The following is a 24,846-nucleotide window of genomic DNA, read 5'->3' on the forward strand; positions in this document are numbered from 1 at the left end:
CTGGCGCCTGCCATGCCGAGCCCGCGCGCCCTGGTTCGCAGCTCCGGAGCGCGCCGAGCGCTGCTCGGCCTCGCCAGCGCGCTGCTCGGGACGCTCGGCGGAGGCGAGGCGCGCGCGCAGGGAAGGTACGAATCCGCGCTCCTCGGCGGGCGATCGGCGCTCCTGGGGGGCACGGGGGTCGTGCTGGGCGTCGACGGCGCCGCGCCCTTCCTGAACCCAGCCACGATCGTCCGCATCGAGGACCGGAACATCGCGTTCTCGTCGGCGTTCTTCCGCTACGCGCACCGCACACTGCAACGGTGGCACCAGCCAGGGCCGGTCGACCCCGGCCTCTACGGCGATCTCCGGCTCGATCGCACGTCGGTGAGCGATCATGGGCTGGACAGCCTCCCCGACGCGACATGCTATTTCTTCAACTGGAAGAGCGGCGCACGAGGCGCGGATTCGACGCGGGTGCCGGTCGGCCGCCAGGTCGTCGCCGCCTGCCTCGGAAAGACGGAGGAGAACGAGTTCGGGTTCGACGCGCTGCGATTCTCGGGGGAGTCCGCCTCGCGGCGCGTGAGCCAGGCACAGACGCTCCGCTACGCGTGGGGTCGCTTCAGCGCCGGCCCTTCGTGGAGCTACAGCGCCACCCCGCGCCTCGCCGTGGGCGCCTCGCTCTCGCTCGTGCGCACCCGCTACGCGAGCTCGCTCGGCGTCGCCAGCCTCGTGGAGGACACCAGCGCGGGCTCGGCGAGCAGCGCTACCTACCAGGCCGCGCTCTCGGGCGATTCATGGGACCTCCTGGCGCACCTCGGCGTGACGTACCGGCTGAACCGGGTGTTCTCGGCCGGGATCAGCCTGCGGACGCCCAGCGTTCACGCCGTCGACTCCCTGGACGCGAGCTACGCCGACACGCGCGCCGACGGGACGGCGGCGGCGCGCTACTGGGCCGGTGAAGGGGAGTTCGTGGCCCCCTCTCCAGCCCGCGTCGCGGTCGGCGCGAGCGCGGAGTGGAGCAGGCTGCGGCTGGAGCTCGACGGCTTCTTCTATATGGGCCAGCGCGAGTTCGCGCGGATCGCCGCCGATCGCGAGGAGATCGCGATCGCGGGGGGCGCGGTGACGAGCCGGGCGCGGGGCCGCCTCGACATCGTCGAGGCGGCGGCGCCCATCGTCAACGTCGGGCTCGGCGCCGAGGTGTTCCTCACGCGCGACCTCAGCCTCGTGGGCGGCGTCGCCTCCGATTTCAACGCGCTGTCGAGCCTGCGAGGCCCCATGTCCGCCGAGTCGAAGCTCTTCTTCGAGCGGATGAGCGGCGCCCACGCGTCGCTCGGGTTGGTCTCCTATACCCGGTACGGCGACCTCGTGTTCGGCGCGCGCCTCGATTACGCGGCCGGGCAGATGGCGGCCGTCAACGCGTTCGCGTCGCCGGTGCGGCTGGAGCCCATCGACTGCAGCGAGATCGGCGCGACCCTGGTGGTCGCCGGGAGGATCAGCCTGCGCACCGTGGAGGACGTGGCGCGCGAGATCGGCGACGCCGTGGAGGGCTCGGCCGCCGCGCCCCCCGAGCGGACCAGGCCGAGGGAGCCGATGCGGGCGCCTGTTCGAGAAGACTGAGCGGCGCGCGGCGCTCACGCCGCCCCGGCGTCCCGCGGGCGCACCCCGGCGCGCTCCGCGAGGGCCTCGGCCTCCGCGAGGGCCTCGGCCTCCGCGAGCGCCTCCGTCTCCGCGAGGGCCTCGGCCCCGGCGAGCGCCTCCGCGTCGCCTTGCTCCCTCAGGCGCTCGAACGCCGCGAGCGCCGCCGGCGCGACCGCCGAGAGCCAGCGCCGGCTCGCGGCGTCGAGCCGGAGCTCCTCGCGGAGCCGCTCCACCTCGCCAGCCCCCGCGGCGCCCGGGCTCGCCGCCGCGCGGCACACGTCGGCGAGCAGCTCGTCGCGCGCGTTCAGCGGCAGATCCGCGTCCCGCTCGGTGAGGCGCGCGGCCCCGGCGATGTCGCCCTCCCGCGCGCGCAGCGCGAGCGCCACCCGCAGCCTGGCCCTCTCCAGGAACGGGTACGACGCGTACCGCTCCGCGAGCAGCGCCATCTCGGCGCGCGCGTCGGCGCGCCGGTCCATCGCCGCGAACAGGAACGCGCGCTCGGCCAGGAGCGCAGGCAGCAGGATGTCCGCCGCCGTCGCGCGCGCCGCCTCGGTGCCCAGCCGCGCGAGCCCCGCCTCGCACGCCGCGAGCGCCGCCGGCAGCTCCCCTCGCCGCTCCGAGAGCTCGGCGAGCGCGAGGTGCGCCTGCGCCGCGGCCGCGGGCACCATGCTTCGCGTGAGCGCCTCGATCTCACCCTTCCCCCGCTGCTCCTCGCCCTTCGCCACGGCGATCTGGGCGGCCATGAAGCGCTGCGAGAGCTTGCGCGCGCGCGCCATGTTCACGAGCACGGCCCCGACGAGCATCACGATGAAGAGGATCGGCAACGCCAGGACGATGGAAAGCGGTCCGACGATCGGCTCCGCTGGCAGGCGCTCGACCTCGGGCGCCACCGTCGGCGCCCGATCGGAGCTCAAGAGCTGCCACACCCCCAGGAACAGCATCACCAGGGCCGCCCACAGGAGCAGCACGCGGCGCGCCGCCCTCGTCACCGGCTGGCGGTTGCTCCCCACGCGCCCGTCCGCCGCGGCGCGCGCGGAGGCGTCGGCGCGGTCCACCTCCGCGCGCGACAGCTCCTCGACGCCGCCCGCCGCCAGCGCGGGGGCGCGCATGAACGGCGCCGCGTCGGGTGAGATGCGCGCCGCCCAGTCCGCCGCCGAGAGCTCGCCTGAAGCCTCCGGCTCCCGCTTCGCGCCGGTGCGGTAGACCGAGCTCGCCTTCGCCTTCAGCATGCGCTGGTAGGCGCGGACGAGGGCGCGCTCGCGCGGGCGCGTGTGCTCGACGAGGAGGCCCCGCTCGCGGAGCAGGTGCGCCCGCAGCGCCTCCCTGTCGCCCGAGCGCTCCAGGAGCACCGCGGCCGCGAGCTCCGCGCGGGCGAGCGCTTCGGGCGACGCCAGGGCGCTCGTCCGCACGAGCTCGATGTCCGCCGCGGCGCCGTCGCGATCGCTCGTCGAGGCGCGGAGCAGGGCCCTCAGCGAGCGCGCCGCGGCGATCGTCGCGTGCTCCAGGTGAAAGGAGAGCGGGTCGGTGCGGCGGGTCACCGCGGCGTCGGCGCGGGCGAGCGCGCCCGCGAGATCGCCGCGCTGCATGGCGGCGAGCGCGCGCTGGACGTCGATGACGCGCAGGACGTAGCGCGAGCGGTATGTCGCTTCCGCGTAGTCGAGCAGCTCGGCGGCGTCCTCGCGCTGGCCGGACGCCGCGAGGTTGTACGCCTTGTTGACGACCTGCACGGCGACGCCGATCGAACGGGCGCGAAGCCCGATCGCGATCATGAGCGCGCCGGCCATCCCGAAGGGCAACCCGGCCGCGACGCTGCCGATCCCCGTCGCGCTCACTCCCGCGCCCACCAGCGCCATCGACGCGCCGATCGCGATCTGCCGGTTCGCCAGGCGGCGCGCCGCGTGCGGTGTGATCCCGAACCTTGCAGGCAGCTCTCTCGCCATCCCGCGAGCGTAAGAGACCGCCGGCCGCGCGGGCTAGAGGGGTCGGCAGGCGCGGCCTGGCCGACCGGAGCGGGAGCTCCATTGTTCTTGTTTGCGACTTTGCGGCTTTGCGACTTTGCGTTGAAATCTCTCTCCGGATCCCTGGCGGGCGGAGCTAGGGCAGGGGCGCCGGCGGGTCGATCGGCTCGACGCGCACCCGCTCCTCGTAGAGCGCGCCGCCCTCGCCGATGTCCGTGGTGCGCGCGGTGATCAGCGCGTTGGCGCAGCGGCCGTCCCGGAGGTGGCCTCCCTTCGGGAGGAGCGCGACGTCGCGGCGCTGGGCAGGATCGTGGCGGAGCAGCGCCGTCATGGCGCCGACGCGCGACGTGATCCGGCAGGCGCCGCCGTCGGGCACGCCGCCGGCCGCGTCCGGGTGGACCGTGACGACGGCCGGACCGTGCTGGGGTCGCGCCCACTGCGACGACTGGGACTTCTCGGTGGAGAGCGCCATGAGCAGCAGCGGGTATTCGCTCGCGTCGGGATCCTCGCGCTCCTCGGGCGCCTCGGTGATGAGGTTGACCCGGCCGCTCGGGGTCGGGAACTTGCGGTCCTCGAACAGCACCTTCGGCGCCAGCGGGTTGCGCACCGGCCCGCGCTCCAGCGTCTCGAGCGTGACACCGAGCGGCGCGAGCCTGGGCTCGGTGACCCGCCGCTTCCAGTCGCGGGCGCTGCCGTCGAGCGCGCCGCCGAGGCCCACGCGCCGCGCGAGCGCCTGCATGATCTCGAGATCGCTCTTCACCCCGGCCGGGGGCGGGACCACGGGCGTGGCGACGCCGAGGTAATGGTGGCCGTAGGCGCCGACCACGTCGTCCGCCTCGAGGAGCGTCGTCGTGGGCAGCACGAGGTGGGCGACCCGCGCCGTGTCCGTGAGGAAGGAGTCGACAACGACGACGAGGTCGCGCGTCCGGAGCGCCTCCGCGACGGTGTCGGACTCGGGCAGCATGGCGACCGGGTTGCCCGCGGTCACCCAGACGGCGCGGATCGGCGGGTCGCTCATCCCGAGCACATCGCGCCCGAGCAGGGGCTCGCAGACGGTGCGGGGCGCCGGGCGCTCGCCCTCGAACGGCGAGAGGTCGAACGCGCCGCGCCGCTTGAAATAGAACGAGACGCCGCCGCCCGGGATGCCGAGGTTCCCGCTCACCGCCCCCAGCGCGTCGAGGGCGCGCACGATCGCGCCGCCCGTGGTGCGCCGGCCCATGCCCCAGCCCACGAGGATCGCCGTGGGCCTCTCGGCGAGGCGGCGCGCGAGGTCCAGGGCCGCGCGCTCGGGCACGTCGGCCTCGCGGCACCACGCGGCGACCGAGCTCCGGCGCGCGAGCGCGCGGAAGGCGTCGAGGTGATCGCAGTAGTCCGCGGCGCGCGGATCGGCCCACCCCTCGTCGAAGAGCACGCGCGCGACGGCCATCGCGAGCGCGAAGTCGCCGCCGGGGCGCGGCTGGTAGAACGCCCCGCAGAGCGACGCCGTCCTGTGTTGCACCGGATCGATGAGCACGAGCTCCGCGCCGCGCGCCTTGGCCTCGCGCAGCACCGGGAGCGTGTGAGGGCTCGAGGTGAAGACGTTCTTGCCCCAGAGGAGGATGTGCCGGGCGTTGAGCAGATCGGCGAGGTCATGGCTGTCCTCTTCCCCGAAATCGGCGAGCTGCGCGGCGTCGCCCGCGCCGGAGCAGATGTCGCCGCGCTTGACCGTGACCGGCCCGAACCGCGCGAAGAACGCGTCGGCGATGCCCGTGAGCATCCCGAGCGAGCCGCCGCTCCGGTAATGGAAGATCGCGGCCGGGCCCGACTCGCGCCGGATCGTGAGGAGCTGCTCGGCCGCGGTGTCGAGCGCTTCCTCCCAGGAGACGGGCGTGAGCTCGCCGCCCTTGCGGAGCAGCGGCGTCGTCAGCCGCTCGGGTGAGTACTGGGTCTCCAGGAAGCGCGACGTGCGGTAGCAGAGGAAGCCCCGCGTGATCGGGTGGTCCGGGTCGCCGCCGAGGCGCACGACGCGGCCGTCCTCCACGGTGGCCACGATGCTGCAGGCGTCGGGGCAGTCGCGGTTACAGGTCGTCTTGCGGAGCTCCTGCATGGCGGCAGCGTAGATCGAGCCTGCGGGGCGGTACACCCGCCCCGCCCCCCGGACGTCCGTCCGGACCTGGCCGGGCTTCCACGCCGCGCCGGGGCGGCTCCGCGCGCCGGATCAATCGGCCGCGAGCCGCTCGGGCGCGTACTCCCGCGAGTCGTCGCCCGAGACCTCCTGGGCGATCGCCCGCAGCTGCTCGTAGCGCTCGCGCAGGAGCGACCACAGCCGATCGCGGATGTCCCTCGAGTCGAGCCGCTCCGGCGGGCGCGTGTTGCTGAGCAGCCACTTCGCCGTGCTGTTCAGCTGGGTCAGCTCCTCCCTCGTGATCGGGATCCGGCTCTGCACGTGGCTCCACCGGTCCAGGATGAGGTTGGTGATGGTGGCCGTCGCGCTCGCGGGATCGCCGGCGACGAGCGCGCGCCGGACGATGCCGAAGGTCTCCGGGACGATGCTGCGCGGGAAGTACACCTCGGCCGTGGCGAGCGTCGGGCGCAGCGCCCCGTAGAGCAGATCGAGCTTCTCGACGATCTCGGGCGGCGGCGCGCTCTCGGGCTGCATGCGCGTCACCGCGTAGTCGAGCGCCATCGCGAGCTCCGGCAGGCTGCGGATCGCGTCGAAGCGGGACTTCGGCAGCCGGCGCCGGTGGCGCGCCGGATCGCGCGTGACGGACTGCACGGCGCGCCGGACGATCGCGAGCACCCCGCTCGCGTCGCCGCGAAAGGCCTGCACGTTGGCCGCGGGCAGATCGCTCGCCGGCATCGCGTACCGCTCGTAGCGCTCCCGATCCAGGCTCTCGTCGCCCCGGGCCCGCGGGTCGGCCTGCAGCGGCGCGGCGCCGGCCGACGAGGCCGCTGCGGCCCGCTCCGGGCCCGCCTGCCGCGGCTCTCCGGCGCCGGCAGGCTCTCCTGGAGAGGGCGCCGCCGCGTCCTGCATCGTCTCTCCCGGACCAGGCGCCGGCCCGGATGTCGTGCTCTGGGCGGTGCTCTCGGCCTCGAGCGGTGTGGACCGGAGCGCTGGATCCCGCAGCGCCTCGAGGTCGTCTCGCGCACGCGTCATCTCGGCCATCGTACGTAAGTCGGCACTTCGGCACAAGATCCGCAGGCGCACGAGCGCGCTCGCGCGGGGCTCAGGTCAGCAGCGTCCATGGCGCGCCGCAGGCGCCGCCTCGCCCACCGGTGTCATCGCGTCCCGCAAGCGTCACCGCGCACACACACGAGCGGAGGGGTGGCCCGCGATGGATCCTCCACCTTCCGCGTGGATCACGCGTCGAGCGCGTCCCAGAAGGTGCGCAGATCGTCCGAGAGCGGCGCCTCGATGCGCACGCGTTCGCCTGTCATCGGATGCGTGAGCTCAAGGAGCGCGGCGTGGAGGGCGTGACGGTCGAGCTCGAGCGCGCGGCGGTCGTCGTCGGTGAGCACGCCGTCGGCGCCGCGCGCGAACATGCCCTCGTCCGGGCCGTAGAGCTTGTCGCCGACGAGCGGGAGGCCGCTCGCCGCGAGGTGGACCCGGATCTGGTGCTGCCGGCCGGTCTCGAGCGTGCAGCGGACGAGCGCGTAGCGCCGGCCGGTGAGGGGATCGGCGCGGCGGCCCAGCACCTCGCACGCGGTGGCCGACGCGAGGCCGCGGCCCGGCGGCGCGACCCGCATCTTGACCTTGTAGCGGCTCGCGTCGTCGAGCTCGAGCGGCAGCTCGACCCGGAACGTCTCGCGCTCGGGCCAGCCCCACGCGATCGCGGCGTAGCGCTTGACGACGCCGGTGCGCTCCTCGAACTGCGCCTTCACGGTCCGATCGGCCTCGGGCGTGCGGCAGAGCAGCAGCACGCCGCTCGTCTCCCGGTCGAGCCGGTGGGCCAGGAACAGCCGCTCGCCGGGGCGCGCGGCCTCCATCATCTTGATCACGGTGCTCTTGTGGTACCGCGCCGTGGGGTGCACCGGCAGGCCCGCCGGCTTGTCGATGGCGAGCAGCGCGTCGTCCTCGTAGAGGACCGGGATCGGGGTGTCGGGCGCCTGCTCGTCCCACGGCTCGCGCCAGAGCAGGATGCACTGCTCCGGCCGGACGCGATCGCTGCCGCGCAGGCGCCGCGCCTCGGGCGAGTAGGCGCCGCGGGCGACGATCTCGGCGGCGCGCGTGCGGCTCGTCCGCTTGAGCTGGGTCTGCACGAACCGGTCGAGCCGCATGCCGGCCGACTCAGGCGGCACGCGCAGCACGGTGACGACCGACCCCTCCGGCACCTCCGCGGGGCGCACCACCGGCGTGCCGCGGCCGAAGGGGCCGCTCGTGCCGGCGAGCTCTCGCGCGCTGATCCTGGTCATGGGCCGAGCCGGCCTTGGCCTTTAGCAAAAGCGCCGGCCCGTGGCGCGGAAAAGGGGCGGCGCGCGTCGGCGCGTCGTTCGCTGGGGTCACTGGGGGACGAGGATCTCGCAGGGGAAGTCGAACGAGATCTCCTGCGCGTCCTTGAGCTGCTCGCAGGCGTCGCCGACGAGGGTGAGCTGCGTGGCGCTCTCCATCGTCCAGCCGTTCTGCGCGTCGTAGGGCACGGGCGTGCCGTCGAGGAGCACCTGGCCGAGCGACGCGTTGCGGACGTCGACCTCGATCGAGCCCTGGAGGTCGAAGGTGCAGCTCTTGACGCCGGCGATGGCCGCGTCGAGCTCGTCCTCCAGGGAGGACGCGTCGGTGGGGTCCGGCGTGTAGTACGTGGCGGTGCCGCCGGCGTCGGCGTAAGTGCCTGCGCCGGTGAAGCAGTCCGCGTCCGTGCCGCTCCTGGGCCGCTGGACGGGCTGGCCCGCGCCGGCGTTCGCCACGTCCTGCAGGTGCTGCGCGAGCGCGCCCGACCCGAGGCCGAAGACGAACGTGCCGATGCCCTGCTCGTAGGCGTCCTGCGCCGCGCCGACGACGTCGTCGCGCGCGCACTCGGCCCGCACGTCGTCGCAGCGATCGGGCTCGCCGTCGGTGACGAACAGGATGTACTTGGGGCCGGGCTCCGGGAACGCGAGGAGCTCCGGGACGACCGTCTCGTTGAACGTCATGGCGGTGGGCGTCTCGAGCTTGCCGGGCGGCACCGTGGAGGCCTCTTCGTAGGCGGCCGAGATGGCGGCGTGGTGGTTGAGGGCGATGCCGTCGGCCCTCGCGAGCAGCGGGCACTGCCTGTTCTCGATCCCGGTGAACGTCACGAAGCCGAAGCGCACCCGGTCCTGCAGCCTGTCGACGACGCTGAGCACCGCGGTCTTGAGCGGATCCCAGAAGCCGCTGCCGTACATGCTGCCCGAGCGATCGACGACGATCATCACGGTCGGCGTCTGCGGCTCGAACGTGATGTCGAGCTGCTGGCACGCGCCGCCGCCGCCGCCGTCCGTGCCGCTCGAGCTGTGCGAGCCGGCGAAGTCGAGCCCCGCGCCGCCTTCGCCGAAGCCCGAGCCCGAGCCGGGGCCGGCGACGCCGCCCGCGCCGCCCGCGCCGCCGCTGCCGCCATGGCCACCGATGCCGCCGGAGCCCTGGGACGAACCGTCGCCGTCGTTCTTGCCGCCACAGTTCACGGCGACGCCGGTGGCGAGGAGGGCGAGGAGCAAGGAAAGCCTGGGAAAATTAAGGGTACTGCGCATGGATAAACGATACACAGGGCAGGACGGCCTGTCTCCGCCATGTAGGGCCCTGGAAGTGGATGCATGTAGGGCCCTGGAAGTGGATGTGGCGCGGATGGAAAGTTGCTCCAAAACGGCGCGCATGGCGCTGCCTCGGCGGCGACACCCGGGCGCTGGCCAGCGTTCAGCGCCGCTGTGGGTTCGGAGCCGCGCTGTACGCGCCCCGGTTCGTGCTACACACGGCGCCCGCATGGACATCCTCTTCGCTGCGTCCGAGATCGCGCCCATCGTCAAGGTCGGCGGCCTGGCCGACGTCGTTTCGTCGCTCTCGAAGGCGCTCCGGCTGCTCGGGCACAAGGTGACGATCGCGCTGCCGCGCTACCAGGCGCTCGACTCGAGCGGGCTGATGATGGCGCGCCGCCTCACCCCGATGCCGCTCGAGGTCGACGCGAAGGTGTCGCCGGGCGGGCCGATCCAGGTGACGCTCTTCGACGGGCGGCTCAGCACGGGCGTGGAGCTCGTCGTCCTCGACGTACCAGGCTTCCACGATCGACCCGGCATCTACGGCGAGGAGGGGCGCGACTACGAGGACAACGCGCGCCGGTTCTCCCTGTTCTCCCGCGCCGTCGTGGAGCTCGTCCGCCAGCGCGCCCGGTCGGGCTCGCCGTTCGACATCGTCCACGCCCACGACTGGCCCACGGCCATGGTGCCGTACCTGCTCCGCCACCAGCAGTCCGCGCCTGGCCGGACCGTGCTGACCCTCCACAACGCCGCGCACCAGGGCCTCTTCCCGAAGGACGCGCTCGCCTACCTCGGCCTCGACGACGACCACTTCCGGCCCGAGCGGCTCGAGTTCTACGGCCAGCTCAATTTCCTCAAGGGCGGCATCCTGGCCGCGGACGCGCTCACCACCGTCTCGACCACGTACGCGAGCGAGATCCTCACGCCGAAGCAAGGCGAGCGCCTCGACGGCGTGCTCCGCACCCGGGCGAACCAGCTGTCCGGCATCGTCAACGGCATCGACTACGCCGTCTGGAACCCGATGACCGATCCGGCCATCATCGCCCGTTACGACGCGGAGGACGTGAGCAACAAGGGCCGCTGCAAGAGCGCGCTCCTCCAGGAGCTCGGGCTCGAGATCCGGCCGGATCGCCCGCTCCTCGTGTCCATCGGCAGGGTGGTCGCGCAGAAGGGCAGCGACCTGCTCGCGAACGCCATGCCGAAGATCCTGAAGGGCGACGTCAGCGTCGTCGTGGCCGGTGAGGGCGACGCCGAGCTCATGGAGAAGCTCTCCGCCGCCGCGGCCAAGGCGCCCGAGCGGGCGAAGTTCCTCGGCGGGGTGAGCGAGGCCGTCGTGCACCGGCTCATGGCCGCGGCCGACCTCGTGGTCGTGCCGTCGCGCTTCGAGCCGTGCGGCCTCGTGCAGCTGTACGCGCAGCGCTACGGCGCTGCCCCGGTGGCGTGCAGGACCGGAGGCCTCGTCGACACGATCGTCGACATCGACGCCGCCCTGGAGACCGGCACGGGGTTCCTGTTCGACAAGCCGACGGCCACGTCGCTGCTCGGCGGCGTCCAGCGCGCCCTCGCGGCCCTCACGTCGCCCCGCTGGCCCGCGGTCCAGCGCCGCATCATGCGCCTCGACCTCGGCTGGGACCGCCCCGCGCGCCGCTACGTCCAGGTCTACCGCCAGGCCCTCGCCAGCTGAGCGCCGCGCGCGGTCGCCGAGCACCGCGCGCGGTCGCGAGGCGCTGCGCGCGGTCGCGAGGCGCTGCGCGCGGTCGCGAGGCGCTGCGCGCGGAACGGAAACGGCTCGCGACACCGCGTGAAGGCGCGGCCCGACCGAGATCAGGCGCCCTCCGCGCGACAACGTGTCGCATTGGCGCAGGGCAGGAGCCTCGCCTATAGGAGCGGCCGTGCTGGCCAGAGCCGTCGCCGGTGTGGTGCTCCTGCTGTCGCTCGCGGTGCATCCGAGGGCCGCGCGCGCGTCGGCCTGCTGCGGTGCGGGGCACGGCATGGCCCAGTGGCTCGCTCCCTCGGAGCGCGCCGCGGCGAGCTTCTCCGTCCGGCTCAGCGAGCAGCTCGGGGCGTGGGCGGTGGACGGAGGCTTCGACGCGTCCGGCGAGGGCGTCTATCACCGCGAGCTGAAGGCCGAGGCCGGGTGGCTGGTGCGGGCCGGGGATCACCTCCAGCTCGCCGTGTCCGTGCCGATGATGGTCACCTGGAGCGGGGTGGGGCTCGGCGCCACGTCGTCCGGCGGCGGGCCGGGTGACCTGGGCGCGGCAGTCAGGATCGACCTTATCGACGGCGCGGCGTCGCCGTGGATCCCGTCCGCCGCGTTCACGCTCGGCGTGACGCTCCCGACCGGGCGCGGCCCGAGCACCGGGGCGGCGCCGCTCGACGCCGGCGTGAGCGGCGCGACCGGCGCCCGCGCGATGGGCGTCGACAGCGTCGACATCACCGGCGCCGACACGACCGGCCTCGGGGTGGCCGAGATCCGGCCGGGGATGGTCTTCGAGAAGTCGTGGGGCTCGTTCCACGCGCTGCTCGCCGCCTCGACGAGCGTCCGCACCAGCCACCGTCTCCCTGACGGCGACGCGGCGCGGTCCGCGCCCCGCGTGCAGATCCTCGCCGCGGCGGGGCCCTCGTGGCCCTCCGGCGCCTCGCTCACCGTGGGCGCGCTCCACGAGCGCGAGGGCGCGCCGAGCGAGGATGAGCCTGGGCCGGGCCCCCGCAATCCCATGGGAAAGGAGCGCGCGCGGACGGCGCTGCTCGCCGTGCTGGCCCACGACGTCGGCGCGCGCTGGACCGCCGTCGGCAACCTCCAGGTGGACGTGCCGATCTCCGGGATCGGCCGCAACGAGGGCGCGTTCGCCGCCCTGTCCGCAGGCCTTCGCTACGTGTGGGGAAGACGTGATTGAACCTCGTGAACAGCCTTCGCCGAAGTCACCTCGCGGGCGCCGCTGGGCGCGCGCCTGCGCCGCACTCCTCGTGGCGCTCGCCGTCCTCTCGCCGGCGGGCTGCGGATCCCGGGACGTGGAGCCGGACGACGGCCACCGGCTGGACGTCGGTGCGAACGGGCGCATCGAGTTCGCTGTGGAGTCGACCGAGCCGATCAAGCGAGGCTTCAACACCTTCCACGTGCGGCTCACCTGGACCGACTCGCGGGACCCGGCGCAGCGGATCAAGCTCCGCTGCTACGCCAGCATGACCGGCATGGGGCACGGGTCCGTGCACGAGGGCACGGAGATCGAGCCCGGCGTGTACGAGATCGCCGACGTGCCCTTCGGGATGGGGGGCCTCTGGGACGTGCAATGCCGGGCCCTGACCTCGTCCCTCATCGACGAGGCGGCATTCGAGTTCGACGTCCACTAGGCTCACCCCTCGTGCGAGCCCCTACAGAACGCTCCGTGCGAGCCCTCCCTGCGCCGACGCGTCACCCCCACAGCGGGCCAGGCGCGCGGCGGCGCGGCCCCCTCTCGTCCTGCGCGGCGCCGCTGCTCTCGGTCGCGGCGCTGCTCTCGGTCGCTGCGCTCTCCGCGCCGGCCTCGGCCAACGGCCGCTTTCCGGCCGCAGGCTTGATCGCGTCGCACCCGAGCGACCCGTCGCGCCTCATGGTCCGCGCGACCTACGGCCTGCTCGCCACGCACGACGGCGGCGAGCGCTGGCGCTGGATCTGCGAGCCGGTCGTCGGCTTCGGCGGGAACGAGGATCCGATGCTCGCCTTCCTGGCCGACGGGACGATCATCGCCGGCGTCTTCGACGGCCTCAGCGCGTCGAAGAACGGCGGCTGCGACTGGTCGTTCGCCCAGGGCGATCTGATGAGCCGCTACGTCATCGACCTCTCGGCCGATCGCGAGGACCCCTCCCGTGCCGTGCTCGTCGTCAGCGCGGGGCTCGGGGCGGGCCAGTTCCTGACCCAGCTCTGGGAGACGAGCGACAACGCGGACAGCTGGACGAAGGCCGGCGTCGATCTGCCCGACGACTTCCTCGCCCACACGGTCGACGCCGCCCCCTCGGACCGCGCGCGCGTCTACGTGAGCGGCCGCTACGGCGCGCCCGACTACGCCGGGGCCCTCCAGCGCACCGACGATCGCGGCGCGACCTGGGAGCGGCTCGACATCCCGGGGAGCGACGACATGCGCCTGCCGTTCCTGGGCGCGATCGATCCCGTCGACCCCGACATCGTCTACGTGCGGCTCGACGGCGATCCGACCGACGCGCTGCTCGTCTCGAAGGACGGAGGGCGCAGCTTCACCACCGCCTTCGAGAGCGCCGGCGACCTCCTCGGCTTCGCGCTCTCGCCGGACGGCGCGATAGTGATCGTGGGCGGGCCCCAGGACGGAATCTGGCGCGCGCCGGCCGCGTCGCTCGAGTTCGAGAAGATCTCGGACGTCGGCGCGCGGTGCTTGACCTGGACCGCCGAGGCGCTCTTCGCCTGCGGCGACGAGTTCGCCGACGGCTTCACGGTGGGCCGATCGATCGACGACGGCGAGAGCTTCTCCGCGCTGCTGCACCTCGACGGGCTCTGCGGGCCGATCGAGTGCGCGCCGGAGAGCGGCGCGACCTCGACCTGCGCTCCGCTGTGGGGTGCGACGGCGCTCACCATCGGCTCGCAGCAGTGCGACGGCGCCGCGGCGACCGGCAGCGGCGGCGGCGGCGGCGGGGGATCCGAGCCGCCGCCAGCGGAGGCGTCGGACGGGTGCGGGTGCAAGATCGGCGCGGCAGGCGCGGGGCGGGGCGAGGACGCGGCGCCGCCCGCCAGCGGCGCGATCGGGTTCGCGCTCGCGGCGGGCCTCGCGAGCGCGCGGCGGCGCCGGCGCGCTCGCTAGCGCGGCGACGCAGGCGAGCGCGACGGCGCAGGCGTGCAGGCGAGCGCGACATAACCGCTTATGGAAGCGCGCTCGCATGGCGCGGGCAGGAGGGTACGGACGGCGAGGGCGGACCGACGCGGCGCCGTCCGCGGGGGCGCCGGACGGGCAAGCCGCCGGCGGTTCGTTTCTGGATCTACGTCCTCGTGGGCTGGCGTAGACTGAGGGTGTCGCGGCTCCGGCCAGCGCGTGAATGGCCCCTAGAGACCTTCCCAGATCGCCGCTCGCCGTCTTCCTGCGCGCTCACAGCGCGGAGATCCTGGAGGCATGGGAGCGCGCCGAGCGTCGCCGCGCGCCGGGTGAGCAGTCCCCCGGCTACATCGCGCTGCGCGAGGAGCTGCCCTCCATCTTCGCGCGCCTCGCCGAGCGCCTCGAGGCGGCCGTGTCCGCCGCCGCTGCGCCGCCGGGCGACCAGGAGCAGGACGCGTGGAGCGGCGTCGAGTCGGTGTCGGTCGAGTTCCCCGAGCCGCTGCTCGGCTTCCGCGTGCTCGACAAGCTCCGCGACGGGTTCGAGCTGGAGGACGTGGCCGCGCAGTACTCGGTGCTGCGCCGCTGCGTGCTCCGGATGCTCGAGCGGACAGGCACGCAGCCGTCGTGGGTCGAGATGACGATCCTGCACGAGGTGCTCGATCAGGTGATCATCGATCCGGCGACGCGGAGCGCCGCGCTGCGCGAGCGCGCGCTCGGCGCGCTCGATCGCGTCTCGGCCGAGGGCATGGGCAACGTCCACATCGATCGGCTGCTGCGGCGGCTGGTCGAGGTGCTCGTCGAGTCGGCGCGGTCGGTCGACTGGGCGGTGATGCTGCTGCTCGAGGGCGAGGTGCTGCGGATCCGCGCCGGCATCGGCGTCGACGAGGCGCTGTGGGGCCTGCGCGCCTACAGGCTGGCGGAGGGCTTCGTCGGGCGCGTGGTCCGCGAGCGGCGCCCGGTGGCGCTGCGCTCGGCCGCGCCGGATCCGCTGGCCACCGACGCCGGGGGCGGCGCGGCGGGGCCGGAGTCGGGGGCGCAGAGCGAGCGCCCGAGCGACGCGCTCCACGCGCTCTACGGCGTGCCGATGCTCTCGGAGGGCCGCCTCGTCGGCGTCACGGTCGTGAGCTCCCGCCGCGTGGCGGAGTTCTCCGAAGGGGACCGGCTGCTCTTCAAGAAGGCGGCCGAGCGCGCGGCCGCGCTCGCGACCCAGGCCCAGCTGCGCGAGCAGCTCGCCGCGGAGCGTGGCCGGTTCGAGGCGACGATCCAGCGGCTCCCGGTCGGCGTGGTCGTCGCGGAGGGGACGTCGGGCGCCGTCGCGCTCAACAACCGGCGGTTCGCGGAGATCGTCCGCGGCCCCGAGGAGACCCCGAGCAACGCGCCGCTGCGGACGCTGCTCAGCGAGACCGACGACGACCAGCGCGCGCGCTGGCTGCTCCACCGGGCGCTGCACGGCGGCGAGACGGTCTCCCGCGACGAGATGGAGTTCGTCCGCGCGGACGGAGAGCGCCGCCTCGGGAGCTTCAGCGTGGCCCCCGTGCGCGACGCCGACGGGCGCATCACCGCGGCCGTGATGACGGTCGAGGACGTGACCGAGCTCAGGAAGGCCGAGCGCGCGCGGCAGATCCTGCTCGACGCGAGCGCGCTGATGGCGGAGTCGCTCGACCACGACGGGACGATCGAGCAGGTGGTGCGCCTCGGCGGCGAGCGCTTCGCGGACCTCTGCGCGCTCGATCTCGACGACGGCGGCTCCCCGCGGCTCGTCGCGTCCGCGCGCCTTCCCGAGGCGCGGGCGCTCCTGCCGAGGCTGCTCAAGCACCCGCCGCTGCTGCTCGGCGACACCGCCTCGCTGGCCGAGGCGACGGCCCGCAGGGAGGCGACGCTGATCCCGCTGGTCACCGATCCGTGGCTGCAGCGGATCGCCCGCGGGCCGGAGCACCTCTCGGCGCTGCGGGAGCTCGGCGCCCGCTCGGCGATCCTCGTGCCGCTCGCGGCGCGCGGCCGCAAGCTCGGCCTGCTGAGCCTCTGGACCGTGGAGCGCGAGCTCCGGCAAGACGACAGGGGCGTGGCCGCGGAGCTCGGGCGCTTCGCGTCGCTGGCCATCGAGAGCGCGCGGCTGCACGGCGAAGCGGCGCGAGCGAAGTGACGCCGCTCGTGCGCCTCGGGATGTGACGCGCGCGCCTCGGGCGTGCCCGGAAGGCGACGCCCGCCGCCGGCGTCGGGCTGTCCCTGCCCGCCCTCGTGGCCCGCGTCGGGGAGAGCTCGGCGGTTCGCCGGAGCGCGCCCGGCGGTTTCGTCCGAGGCGACGCGGCGAGGTGTGGGCGAGCGCGCGGCGGCTTGCGTCGCGGGGGTGGATGAGGCGAAGCTCCCGCCTTCGCACACGACCGTATGACCACCACCAACCAAGAACGTCCCCTCGCTGTGCTCGTCGGGGTGCAGCTCCCCGGCGTCGACGATGTAGAGCACGCCGCCGATCTGGCCGAGCTCGGCCGCCTCGTGCACACGCTCGGCTTCGACGTGATCGCGACCGTATCGCAGCGGCGCAGCGCGCTCGCGGCGGCCGCGGTGCTCGGGGAGGGCAAGCTCAGGGAGCTCGCGGAGCTCACGGGCGGCAGCGGCGTCGTGCCCTCGGGCGCGCCGGAGCGGAAGAACAAAGCGCGCGCGCGCCGGGCCGCAGAGAGCGGTGAGGGCGACGAGGACGACGTCGAGCTCGGCGGAGACGACGGCGACGACGCGGGCGACGACGGCGGCGCGGAGCCGCGCGCGGGCGGCGCCGGGCAAGCGGCGCGCCTGGCGACGGTCGTTGCGGTCGACCACGACATCTCGCCGAGCCAGGCGCGCAACCTGGAGCGGGCGACGGGCGCGCAGGTGCTCGACCGGGCGGGCGTGATCATCGAGATCTTCCACCGCCACGCGCGGAGCCGGGAGGCGAAGCTCGAGGTCGAGATCGCGCGGCTCAACTACGTCGCGCCGCGGCTCCGGGAGACGGGCGGCGGCGGGGACCGGCAGCGCGGCGGGATCGGCGGCAAGGGCGCCGGCGAGAGCGCGCTCGAGCTCGATCGGCGCAAGATCCGCGATCGCATCGCGGAGCTGAAGGAGGAGCTCGCCGCGGTCCAGCGCGAGCAGTCGACGCGCCGCGCGCTCCGGCAAGGGCAGCGCCGCGTCGCGCTGGTCGGCTACACGAACGCGGGGAAGTCGTCGCTGATGCGGGCGCTGACGGGCAGCGAGGTGCTCGTCGCCGACAAGCTGTTCGCGACGCTCGACACGACGGTGCGCGCGCTCCACCCGGAGGTGCGCCCGCGGATCCTCGTCTCGGACACGGTCGGCTTCATCAAGAAGCTGCCGCACGATCTCGTGGCGAGCTTCCGCTCGACGCTGGACGAGGCGCTCGAGGCGTCGCTCCTGCTCTACGTGGCCGACGCGTCGGATCCGACGTTCCGCGATCAGCTCGCGGTGACGCGCGGCGTGCTCTCCGAGATCGGCGCCAGCGAGGTGCCGAGCCGGCTCCTGCTGAACAAGGTGGACCGGCTCTCCGAGGAGGAGCGGGACGCGCTGCGCCTCGAGTTCCCCGAGGCGACGCAGCTGTCGGCGAAGATCCCGGATGACGTGGCGGCGCTGCGGGAGGCGATCATCGCGTTCTTCGAGCAGTCGATGGTGGAGGCCGAGCTGCTCTTGCCGTACGCGAAGCAGAGCCTCATCGGGGAGATCTACGAGAACGCGCGCGTGCTCTCGGAGGAGTACGACGACGTCGGCGGCCGGCTCTCGGTGCGGGCGCACGCGGCGGCGCTCGATCGGCTGCGCAGCCTGCTCGCGCGCTGACGGGGCGGCGGCCGGCGCGGGCGCGCGTGGCCTCGGCGCGGGCGAGCGGGATCAGCGCGGGCGGGCGGCGCGGGCGCGCGCGGCGTCGGCGTGCGCGGCGATGGCGCGCGCCTCGTCGGCCTCCACCTCCAGCCGCCGCCGCCGCCTGCGGCGGCGCAGGAGGAGGCCGATCGCGAAGGCCAGGAGGTGGAGCCCAGCAATCACCGCGACGAGGATCCACCGCTGCACGCGCCGAGCGTAGCACCGGAGCGCCGGAGCGCCTGCGTCCGGGGCGCGTGGTACGGTGGTACGCTCCGCTCCCCGCTGTCGCTTTGCGCCATGAGCTCCTCCACCGACGCCGCGCTCGAAGCGATCGTCCAACGCGGGCTGGAGGCTTACCGCGCAGGGCGGTTCTTCGAGGCGCACGAGCTGTGGGAGTCCGGGTGGCGAGGCGAGCCGGACCCGGTGAGGAAGACGTTTCTCCAGGGGCTCATCCTCGTCGCCGCGGCCATGCACAAGCTCACGAGGATGCGGAGCCCACCGGGGGCGTTGCGCCTGCTCGACAAGGCGCGCGCTCGGCTCGCAAGCACGCCGGATGGCATGGGCGGGCTGGCGATCCCGCTGCTCGTCGACGACATCACCCGCGCAGCAGGCGTGATCGAGCAGCTCGCGAGCGGAGAGAGAACCGAGATCGACGCCTCGCTTCTGCCCAGGATGGAGATCGCGGGTGATGTCGCGCCGCCCTCGCCGTCCGGGGCGCGTTCGCGGGCGTGAGCGTCTGACCCGAACGGGCTCCGCAGTCGATATTGCGCTCGTCGCGTGCGACATGGGACGCGGGCGTGACATCGTTTGCCTGAGTGGTGTTCGCGCATGGGAAGCGCCCGTGTGGGGGGATATCGTGGCAGACGGGTACTGTGGAACCGGAGTGGAGGGGACGGCGAGCGCCGAGCCTCGGGCCAAGCTGCAAACCGAAAGGAGCCGCGTGACACGGCGCAAGCAGATCCTGATCGTGGACGACGACCAGGAGATCCGGGAAATGCTCGAGATCACGCTGGAGGAGGAGGGCTATGACGTCCTCTCGGCGAGCGACGGCGAGGCCGCGCTCGCGCTGCTGGAGCGCAACCGGCCGAATCTCATCCTGCTCGACATGCGCATGCCGGTGATGGACGGTTGGGGGTTCGCCCGCGCGTACGCGTCGTGTCCTGGTCCGCGCGCGCCCATCCTCGTGATGACGGCCGCTGTGGACGCCGGCACCTGGGCCCGCGAGGTGGGCGCGTGCGCGTCGGTCGCAAAGCCGTTCGATCTGAACCGCCTGCTCGATTCGATCGCGGCGCACGCGGGGTGCCCGCCCGGCCCGAGCCCGGCCTCCGCCTGAGCGGGTCCGGGCCCGGCGCGGGCCCGGCGCGCCGCCTGAGCGGGGTCGTGCCGGGCGCGCGCCCGGCGCGTTGCCTGAACGAGTTATCTGAGCGGGGTCTCGCCGGGCGTGAGCCCGGCGCGCTGTCTGAGCGGGTGCATCGCCGGCATGGGCCCGACCCAGGCCGCCGTGGAGCCGCCGAGGGGCTCGGCGGCGGATCAGCCGCCCGTGGCGCGGCGCATCGCGCAGAGGAGGTCGCCGCGGCACGGGTCGGTGGGAGCGCGGCGGTCGGTCGTGTTCGGCGCCGTAGGGCCTGGCTTGGCGCGCGTCGGCGCGGCTGCGCCCGTGGCCCGTACACGCTTCTCCGGCGCGCGCTGCGAGGCGGCGACGCCGTCGGGCGTCAAGCCAGAGCTGTCGCGCTCGGCAGGAGGCGCGATCCGCGCGCGCTCGGCGGGCGCCTCGACGCGCGGCGCCTCGACGCGCGGCGCCTCGACGCGCGGGAACCGCGCCTCGACCGCGCGGGCGGCGGCGGCGAGGCCGGCGGCCGCGCGAGGGCCGGTGGCGGCGGCATCCGGGGCAGAGATGCCCGCCGTGAGGGCCGCGATCGCGGCTGCGCCTGCGAGCAGGACGGCGATCGAGCGGGCGCGCCACGCGTGCGCCGGCACGTCGAGCGCCGGCGCCTCGGGCACGGGTGCGGACGCGGGCGGCTCGCCGAACGGGAAGATCGGCAAGAGGTCGAGGACCTGGGGGCGGGCGCCCTCCTCGCCGGCCTTCAGCGCGGTGAGGTCGATCTGCCCCGAGGACACGTCGCGCTCCTCGCGCGCGGCGCGCGCCGCGGGCGGGGTCGTGACGGCGGCGTCCTCCGTGATAGCCGGCGTGTCCAGCGAGGGCGCGTCCAGCGAGGGCGCGTCCACCGAGAACGAGACCGATGTGTCTTCTCCGGGGCTGGTGGAGGCGGCTCGCGGTTCGTTCGTCCACTCCTCGTGCTGCGTGTACTTCATGGTTGCTCCCGCTTCAGCCGTATCGGTCGAGCGCTGGAGTCGCGCGCCTGCGCCGGCCGGTCGGCGTGTCCTTTCGAGATTTGGACATGCACACGCGCGCGTGCTTGGGCCCGCCGCGCGCCCCGGCGCACGCTGATCGGCGGCCGTCGCCGAGCGTCGCGAGCGATTCCGCCCCGCGCGCGCGCCGGCGTTCGCCGCGTTCGCCGTGTGCCTCGCGTCCGTCGCGCTCGCCGTGTTCGCCGCGACGCACGCGCCTGCTACCGAGGTCGGGGAGCACCTGAAGCGCGCCCGTCGGCGGCCTTCGCGATCTTGCGAGCGGGCACGTGACGCCCATACTCTGGCCGCTCGGATCGCCGAGGGCGTGCAGCCGGCGGGCCTCATGACCGCGTGCGCTCAGGGAAGTTGGTTGCGATCGGGGCGTTCCTCGTCGAACAGAAGTTCCCACGCAAACGCGAATCGGATACTTGAGGTGAGATGAAACCTACACGGCTCTTCACGGTTCTGGGGGCGCTGATGTTCCCCCTTGCAGTGGCTCTGGTCACCAGCGGGTGCCCCAAGAAGGAAGAGGACGACGTGCCGCCGGTGCCCTCGGCGCCCGTCGTGCCGACGCCGGCCCCGACGCCGACCCCCACGACGCAGATCATGCCCGAAGAGGACGCCGGGGCGGCTGCGGCGGACGCCGACGCGGCGGACGCGGACGCTGGAAAGAAGGTGGTCGGCACGGGCGATCCCAGCGGGATCCGCAAGTGCTGCGCGGCGCTGCGCCAGAACGCGAAGTCGGCCCCGCCCGAGCAGCAGGGCGGCTACCTCGCGGCCGCCTCGGCGTGCGACGGCCTGGCGAACTCCCCGCAGGGGCGGCAAGCGCTCTCGACCCTGCGCGGCCTCCTGGTCGGCGCGCAGATGCCGGCGTCCTGTCAGTAACGGGACGGACGGGAGGGTCAGCAGCGGTCGGGTGAGCAGGCCTCCCGCCCAGCTTGCCAGATGCACCTGGCGAGCTGGGCCGGGTCAGCCATGCACATAGACGAGCGTGCCGCCGCCCTCGGTGTTCATCGCTCCGTGCCACTCGGGCGGGACGGCGGGCTCGGTCCACTCGAAGAGCCAGGCCGCGTCGGCAGGGGCCAGGTTGATGCAGCCGTGGCTGCGCGCCTTGCCGAACTCGTCGTGCCAGTACGCGCCATGTAGCGCGTAACCGCCGTGGAAGTACTGGGTGTACGGCACGTCACGCAGATCGAACGCCGCCTCGGACGCCTCGTCATCGCCGTCCATCGTGGTCGAGACGTGCTTCGCGTGGATGTAGAACGAGCCACGGACGGTGGCGTCGGTCTCCTCGGGATCGGCCATGCCGCTGCGACCGCTGGAGATGAGCGCCGCGAACACGGGGCGCGTGCCCTCGTAAGCGACGAGCATCTGGCGGCGGATCGAGATGTCGATCCACTTCTTGCCGGCGCGCGCGAACCCCTGAGGGTCCTTGCGCAGCTCGGCGATGACGAGGTGGTCGGCGGCGAGCCATGAGCCCTCGGTCGTCTCGACCAGCCCCTTGGCGCCGCCGCGCGTGCGGCCGGTGAGCACCCACCCCGAGCGGTGCGGCGCGAGGCCCGCGTTGACGAGCGCGCGGCCCGACGCGGAGGGGCGCTGCCGCGTGGTGCCGTGGACGCGGACGAAGGCAGGGGCGCCCTTCAAGGCGGGATCGGGGCGGGGATCGGTGCCGGGCGGCGCGGGAGGCAGCTCGTCGGCGGGCAGCTCGGCGATGGAGAAGCTCGCGGAGTCGGCCGGTGGAGCGGCGGCGGGCGTCGGGGCGGCCGAGGGCGTGGGGGATGCTGACGACGCCGCGCCGGCCGGGGATGCCGTGTCGGATGCGCTCGCGGGGACCTCGGCGCCCTCGGCGTCGAGATCCTTGATGATCACGCCGCGCATCGCGCTGAGGCGCGCGGGGCGGGTGCGATCGAGCGGGATGAGGTCGAGCTCGGTCGTGAGGCCGAAGCGGCGGTTGGTCCACTCGAAGGTCGTGATCAGGCCGAAGGCGGAGCTCTCCTTGGTGCGGCCCGTGTGCACCGAGTAGTGGAGCTTCTCCTCCGCGCCGTACGGCTTGGGGAGATCCCGCCCGGCGAGGAGGAACTCCGGCACGGGATCGAGCGGCAACGACGAGGGCGCGACAGCGGCGCGGGCGAGGTGGACGCCGAGCTTGGACCCCTCGACGCGGCGCTGATCCTCGACGGTCGGGAGCCGGAAGTACAGGTGCGGCGGGGGCGAGCCCGACATGACGTAGTGATAAGGTACCGGCGCACCCCGGCGCGGGCCGCGCACGGCGGCGGCGACCACCTGGTGCTCGAGCGCGAGCGACGCGCCCTTGCCCACGCAGACGTAACCGCGCGGCGCGATCCGGTACCAGCCGCCGGCACATCCGTCGGTGCCCGCCGGGAGCTCGGCCCGATCGACGACCGCACCGGCGCGCAGGTAACCGAGCTTCGTCGAGCGCTCGTCGGGAGCGACGTAGATCCAGGTGCGCATCGCGATGCTGGCGATCTTCGCGCCCCGGCCCGGGAGCGTGGCCTCCTTCGAGGACGGTGATGCGGCGGCCGGCGACGCGAGCGACGCGGGGGACACGGCGTCCGGCGCGGCGGATCCAGGAGAGGGGGCCAGCGGCTCGGCCGACGGGAGACCCGGGACGGCGAGGGCGGCACCGGTGGCGAGCGGGGCGGTTGCCTGAGCGGCGCCGGAGCGGTGATCGTCGGTGGCCCTGCCGGGCGGATCCTGGGACGGAGAGCAGGCCGTGACCGAAAGGACGAGCGGGGAGGCGCCGGCGAAGGCGACAGCGAGAGCGCCAGCGCGGAGCAGGGCGCCGGAGAGCGAGCGGGAGGGCGCCGTGGCGCGAGAGCCGACGCGGGGGCGCGCGCGCGTGCGCGGAGCGCGCTGCGGTGCGGGCAGCGACGCGGGGGCGGAGGCTCGAGCGAGGGAAGGCATCGACGCGAAGGCGGAGGCAGGGACACCCAGGCCCGAGGTGCGAAGGCGCGCGGGCCAGCGAGCCAGCGGGCGACGGGAAGCCGAAGCTGGAGCCGCGAGGGCTGAGCGGGCGAGGTGTAGGCTGAACCGAGGGGGAGATGCAATCTCCTGCCGGCGGCGTGAGGAGGGGGAGAGGAGAGGCGGGAGAGGGAGACGGGCGGGGGAGAGGGAGACCGGACGAGGGGGGGACGAGGCGCTAGCGCTTGACCTTCTTCGCGAGCAGGTCACCCAGCGTGCCGAAGTTGCGAGGCGCAGGCTTGGCGCCCTTGTCGTTGCCGCCGCCGGAGCGCTCGCCCTTGGCGTACGACTCGAACTGGCCGCGCTCCTCGTCGACGCGGAGCGCGGAGATCGAGAGGCGGATCTTGCCGGACTCGTCCACGTTGAGGATCTTCGCCTCGACGTCCTGCCCCACCGTGAAGTGTTTCTTCAGGTCGGCGGAGCGAGGCGTCGCCGTCTCGGCCGTCGGGACGAGGCCGCGGCCCGAGCGGCCCGAGGTGCCCGCGATCTGGACGAAGACGCCGTAACGCTCGATGCCCGTCACCTTGCCCTTGACCCGCGCTCCCTCGACGAGCAGCGGCGCGCCGCCCGCGGCAGGCGCGGAGACCGCGAGGGACGTCCCGCCGTCGCCGTCGTCGCTCGCGCGCACGACGACCGGCGTGAGGCGCACCTGGCCGGTGCCCGAGTCGACGCCGGCGACCACGGCCGAGACGCGCGAGCCGACCGCAACACGGAGCTTGCCGTCGCCGTCGGCGAGCGCGACGCGCTCGAACATGCCCTCCTGCTTGCCGCCAAGATCCGCGAAGACCGCCTCGCGAGCGATCGCGACCACGGTCACCTCGACGGTCTCCCCCGTGTGGTACTGGCGGCGGCGCTGCTTGCCAGCTCCTTCGGACTGCTCGAAGAGCGAAGCGAACGATTCCTTGGAGGCGGCGGAAGGGCGTGACGACGACATGGCGCGACCTCATAGCGCGAGGCGAGGGCGCGAGGAAGGCGGCGGTGAGCGGGAAGCGAGGGGAGAGGCGGGAGGAGGGGGAGGGAGGCGGAGAGCAGGGCGGGGGCGGAGGGAGCGGAGAGCAGGGAGGCGGCGGGAACGGAAAGGTGGAACCTGCGAGGGGCTTCTGCTAGCTTCCGCGGCCGCTGGATCGGGTCGATAGCTCAGTCGGTAGAGCTGCGGACTTTTAATCCGTAGGTCCAGGGTTCGAGTCCCTGTCGACCCACCACAGCGAAATCGTTGAAGATTTCGCTCGCCGAGAAGAGCACATCAGCGAGTGCTCGGAGAGGCGTTATCGTCCTGTTACCGTCGCCTCCGAGCAGGCCGATCGTGGCTACGAGGTCCTCCCGGATGACGTGGCGTAGATCTGGGGGGTCGCCAGGTGCCGCCCGCCGAGCCGACCAGATGGTCGCTTGCACGTCCGCCGCCTCGATGCTGAGAACCTTTCCTTGATCATCTCGGCGTCGAGCTTCGTCGCCTCCTCGAACGTGACTCCGTCGAATGTCGAGCCGCGAACCTCGGAAGCCGCCGCGTCGTTGGGAGCTCCTCGTAGCCCAGAACTTTGCTCGGCTTCAGCTTGGTGACGGCCTTACCATCGACGTTTTGGCGGCCCAGCAACAGGCGCCCTTGCTCC

General features: G+C 73.9%; 19 protein-coding genes and 1 tRNA gene. 11 read left to right on the plus strand and 9 right to left on the minus strand.

The genetic code is table 11. From position 1 onward, the window contains the following. Positions 1 to 12: 12 nt before the first annotated feature. Positions 13 to 1,596, plus strand: a complete 1,584-nt coding sequence (locus tag WMF22_RS17275) for a hypothetical protein (RefSeq protein WP_437300151.1) — start codon at positions 13 to 15, stop codon at positions 1,594 to 1,596. Positions 1,597 to 1,610: 14 nt separating this feature from the next. On the opposite strand, the gene WMF22_RS17280 is transcribed toward WMF22_RS17275, so the two are convergent. The 5 genes from WMF22_RS17280 to WMF22_RS17300 form a co-directional block, all read right to left on the minus strand. Further along, positions 1,611 to 3,557 (minus strand): hypothetical protein, encoded by a 1,947-nt coding sequence (locus WMF22_RS17280; protein ID WP_438036412.1) that lies wholly within the window; start codon positions 3,555 to 3,557, stop codon positions 1,611 to 1,613. Positions 3,558 to 3,711: 154 nt separating this feature from the next. Continuing rightward, complete coding sequence (locus WMF22_RS17285; RefSeq protein WP_438036413.1) at positions 3,712 to 5,661, minus strand: molybdopterin-dependent oxidoreductase; 1,950 nt, start codon at positions 5,659 to 5,661, stop codon at positions 3,712 to 3,714. A gap of 111 nt (positions 5,662 to 5,772) precedes the next feature. After that, positions 5,773 to 6,711, minus strand: coding sequence for a hypothetical protein (locus WMF22_RS17290; RefSeq protein ID WP_437300154.1), 939 nt, complete (start codon positions 6,709 to 6,711; stop codon positions 5,773 to 5,775). Between the two features lie 203 nt (positions 6,712 to 6,914). Further along, positions 6,915 to 7,967 carry an RluA family pseudouridine synthase gene (locus WMF22_RS17295; protein WP_438036414.1) on the minus strand — a complete coding sequence of 351 codons (1,053 nt, stop codon included), beginning with the start codon at positions 7,965 to 7,967 and terminating at the stop codon, positions 6,915 to 6,917. A gap of 87 nt (positions 7,968 to 8,054) precedes the next feature. Continuing rightward, positions 8,055 to 9,254, minus strand: coding sequence for a vWA domain-containing protein (locus WMF22_RS17300; protein ID WP_438036415.1), 1,200 nt, complete (start codon positions 9,252 to 9,254; stop codon positions 8,055 to 8,057). Between the two features lie 229 nt (positions 9,255 to 9,483). Between WMF22_RS17300 and glgA the strand changes: the two genes are divergently transcribed. The 6 genes from glgA to hflX all read left to right on the plus strand — a co-directional run bounded on the left by glgA (position 9,484) and on the right by hflX (position 17,887). Next, positions 9,484 to 10,938: a glycogen synthase GlgA gene (gene glgA, locus WMF22_RS17305; protein ID WP_438036416.1), complete on the plus strand. Its 1,455-nt coding sequence runs from the start codon at positions 9,484 to 9,486 to the stop codon at positions 10,936 to 10,938. Between the two features lie 208 nt (positions 10,939 to 11,146). After that, a complete protein-coding gene (locus WMF22_RS17310; RefSeq protein WP_438036417.1) occupies positions 11,147 to 12,151 on the plus strand; it encodes a hypothetical protein in 1,005 nt (334 codons plus the stop codon). A 70-nt stretch (positions 12,152 to 12,221) separates the two neighbouring features. Beyond that, positions 12,222 to 12,605, plus strand: coding sequence for a FixH family protein (locus WMF22_RS17315; RefSeq protein WP_437300159.1), 384 nt, complete (start codon positions 12,222 to 12,224; stop codon positions 12,603 to 12,605). 35 nt (positions 12,606 to 12,640) lie between these two features. Continuing rightward, positions 12,641 to 14,062, plus strand: coding sequence for a WD40/YVTN/BNR-like repeat-containing protein (locus tag WMF22_RS17320; protein ID WP_438036418.1), 1,422 nt, complete (start codon positions 12,641 to 12,643; stop codon positions 14,060 to 14,062). A 232-nt stretch (positions 14,063 to 14,294) separates the two neighbouring features. Beyond that, entirely contained in the window at positions 14,295 to 16,214 is a 1,920-nt protein-coding gene (locus WMF22_RS17325; RefSeq protein ID WP_437300161.1) for a GAF domain-containing protein, read from the plus strand. Between the two features lie 242 nt (positions 16,215 to 16,456). Beyond that, positions 16,457 to 17,887: a GTPase HflX gene (hflX, locus tag WMF22_RS17330; protein ID WP_437300162.1), complete on the plus strand. Its 1,431-nt coding sequence runs from the start codon at positions 16,457 to 16,459 to the stop codon at positions 17,885 to 17,887. Positions 17,888 to 17,938: 51 nt separating this feature from the next. Here hflX and WMF22_RS17335 read toward each other — a convergent pair whose 3' ends face one another. After that, positions 17,939 to 18,115 (minus strand): hypothetical protein, encoded by a 177-nt coding sequence (locus WMF22_RS17335; protein ID WP_437300163.1) that lies wholly within the window; start codon positions 18,113 to 18,115, stop codon positions 17,939 to 17,941. A gap of 90 nt (positions 18,116 to 18,205) precedes the next feature. On the opposite strand from WMF22_RS17335, the gene WMF22_RS17340 reads away from it, so the two are divergent. Together WMF22_RS17340 and WMF22_RS17345 are read left to right on the plus strand one after the other, a co-directional pair. Continuing rightward, positions 18,206 to 18,640 carry a DUF309 domain-containing protein gene (locus tag WMF22_RS17340; RefSeq protein ID WP_437300164.1) on the plus strand — a complete coding sequence of 145 codons (435 nt, stop codon included), beginning with the start codon at positions 18,206 to 18,208 and terminating at the stop codon, positions 18,638 to 18,640. Positions 18,641 to 18,848: 208 nt separating this feature from the next. Beyond that, entirely contained in the window at positions 18,849 to 19,241 is a 393-nt protein-coding gene (locus WMF22_RS17345; RefSeq protein WP_272098384.1) for a response regulator, read from the plus strand. A gap of 197 nt (positions 19,242 to 19,438) precedes the next feature. On the opposite strand, the gene WMF22_RS17350 is transcribed toward WMF22_RS17345, so the two are convergent. Further along, complete coding sequence (locus tag WMF22_RS17350; RefSeq protein WP_437300165.1) at positions 19,439 to 20,221, minus strand: hypothetical protein; 783 nt, start codon at positions 20,219 to 20,221, stop codon at positions 19,439 to 19,441. A gap of 474 nt (positions 20,222 to 20,695) precedes the next feature. Between WMF22_RS17350 and WMF22_RS17355 the strand changes: the two genes are divergently transcribed. Further along, positions 20,696 to 21,142: an acyltransferase gene (locus WMF22_RS17355; protein WP_437300166.1), complete on the plus strand. Its 447-nt coding sequence runs from the start codon at positions 20,696 to 20,698 to the stop codon at positions 21,140 to 21,142. 84 nt (positions 21,143 to 21,226) lie between these two features. Here WMF22_RS17355 and WMF22_RS17360 read toward each other — a convergent pair whose 3' ends face one another. After that, on the minus strand, positions 21,227 to 22,825 hold the full coding sequence (locus WMF22_RS17360; RefSeq protein WP_438036419.1) for a L,D-transpeptidase: 1,599 nt from the start codon (positions 22,823 to 22,825) through the stop codon (positions 21,227 to 21,229). 592 nt (positions 22,826 to 23,417) lie between these two features. Next, positions 23,418 to 24,173, minus strand: coding sequence for a S1 RNA-binding domain-containing protein (locus WMF22_RS17365; RefSeq protein ID WP_437300168.1), 756 nt, complete (start codon positions 24,171 to 24,173; stop codon positions 23,418 to 23,420). Between the two features lie 192 nt (positions 24,174 to 24,365). On the opposite strand from WMF22_RS17365, the gene WMF22_RS17370 reads away from it, so the two are divergent. Continuing rightward, positions 24,366 to 24,441, plus strand: a tRNA-Lys gene (locus WMF22_RS17370). The last annotated feature ends 405 nt before the right edge of the window (positions 24,442 to 24,846 follow it).

Origin of the sequence: Sorangium sp. So ce204, from assembly GCF_051526795.1 — a bacterium.
Taxonomy (GTDB): Bacteria; Myxococcota_A; Polyangia; order Polyangiales; family Polyangiaceae; genus Sorangium; species Sorangium cellulosum_B.

What these genes read in the sequence shown, in the direction of transcription:
- WMF22_RS17275 (WP_437300151.1), top strand. Translation starts at nt 13, where the DNA reads ATGCCGAGCCCGCGCGCCCTGGTTCGCAGCTCCGGAGCGCGCCGAGCG.
- WMF22_RS17280 (WP_438036412.1), bottom strand. Translation starts at nt 3,557, where the DNA reads ATGGCGAGAGAGCTGCCTGCAAGGTTCGGGATCACACCGCACGCGGCG.
- WMF22_RS17285 (WP_438036413.1), bottom strand. Translation starts at nt 5,661, where the DNA reads ATGCAGGAGCTCCGCAAGACGACCTGTAACCGCGACTGCCCCGACGCC.
- WMF22_RS17290 (WP_437300154.1), bottom strand. Translation starts at nt 6,711, where the DNA reads ATGACGCGTGCGCGAGACGACCTCGAGGCGCTGCGGGATCCAGCGCTC.
- WMF22_RS17295 (WP_438036414.1), bottom strand. Translation starts at nt 7,967, where the DNA reads ATGACCAGGATCAGCGCGCGAGAGCTCGCCGGCACGAGCGGCCCCTTC.
- WMF22_RS17300 (WP_438036415.1), bottom strand. Translation starts at nt 9,254, where the DNA reads ATGCGCAGTACCCTTAATTTTCCCAGGCTTTCCTTGCTCCTCGCCCTC.
- glgA (WP_438036416.1), top strand. Translation starts at nt 9,484, where the DNA reads ATGGACATCCTCTTCGCTGCGTCCGAGATCGCGCCCATCGTCAAGGTC.
- WMF22_RS17325 (WP_437300161.1), top strand. Translation starts at nt 14,295, where the DNA reads ATGGCCCCTAGAGACCTTCCCAGATCGCCGCTCGCCGTCTTCCTGCGC.
- hflX (WP_437300162.1), top strand. Translation starts at nt 16,457, where the DNA reads ATGACCACCACCAACCAAGAACGTCCCCTCGCTGTGCTCGTCGGGGTG.
- WMF22_RS17340 (WP_437300164.1), top strand. Translation starts at nt 18,206, where the DNA reads ATGAGCTCCTCCACCGACGCCGCGCTCGAAGCGATCGTCCAACGCGGG.
- WMF22_RS17350 (WP_437300165.1), bottom strand. Translation starts at nt 20,221, where the DNA reads ATGAAGTACACGCAGCACGAGGAGTGGACGAACGAACCGCGAGCCGCC.
- WMF22_RS17355 (WP_437300166.1), top strand. Translation starts at nt 20,696, where the DNA reads ATGAAACCTACACGGCTCTTCACGGTTCTGGGGGCGCTGATGTTCCCC.
- WMF22_RS17365 (WP_437300168.1), bottom strand. Translation starts at nt 24,173, where the DNA reads ATGTCGTCGTCACGCCCTTCCGCCGCCTCCAAGGAATCGTTCGCTTCG.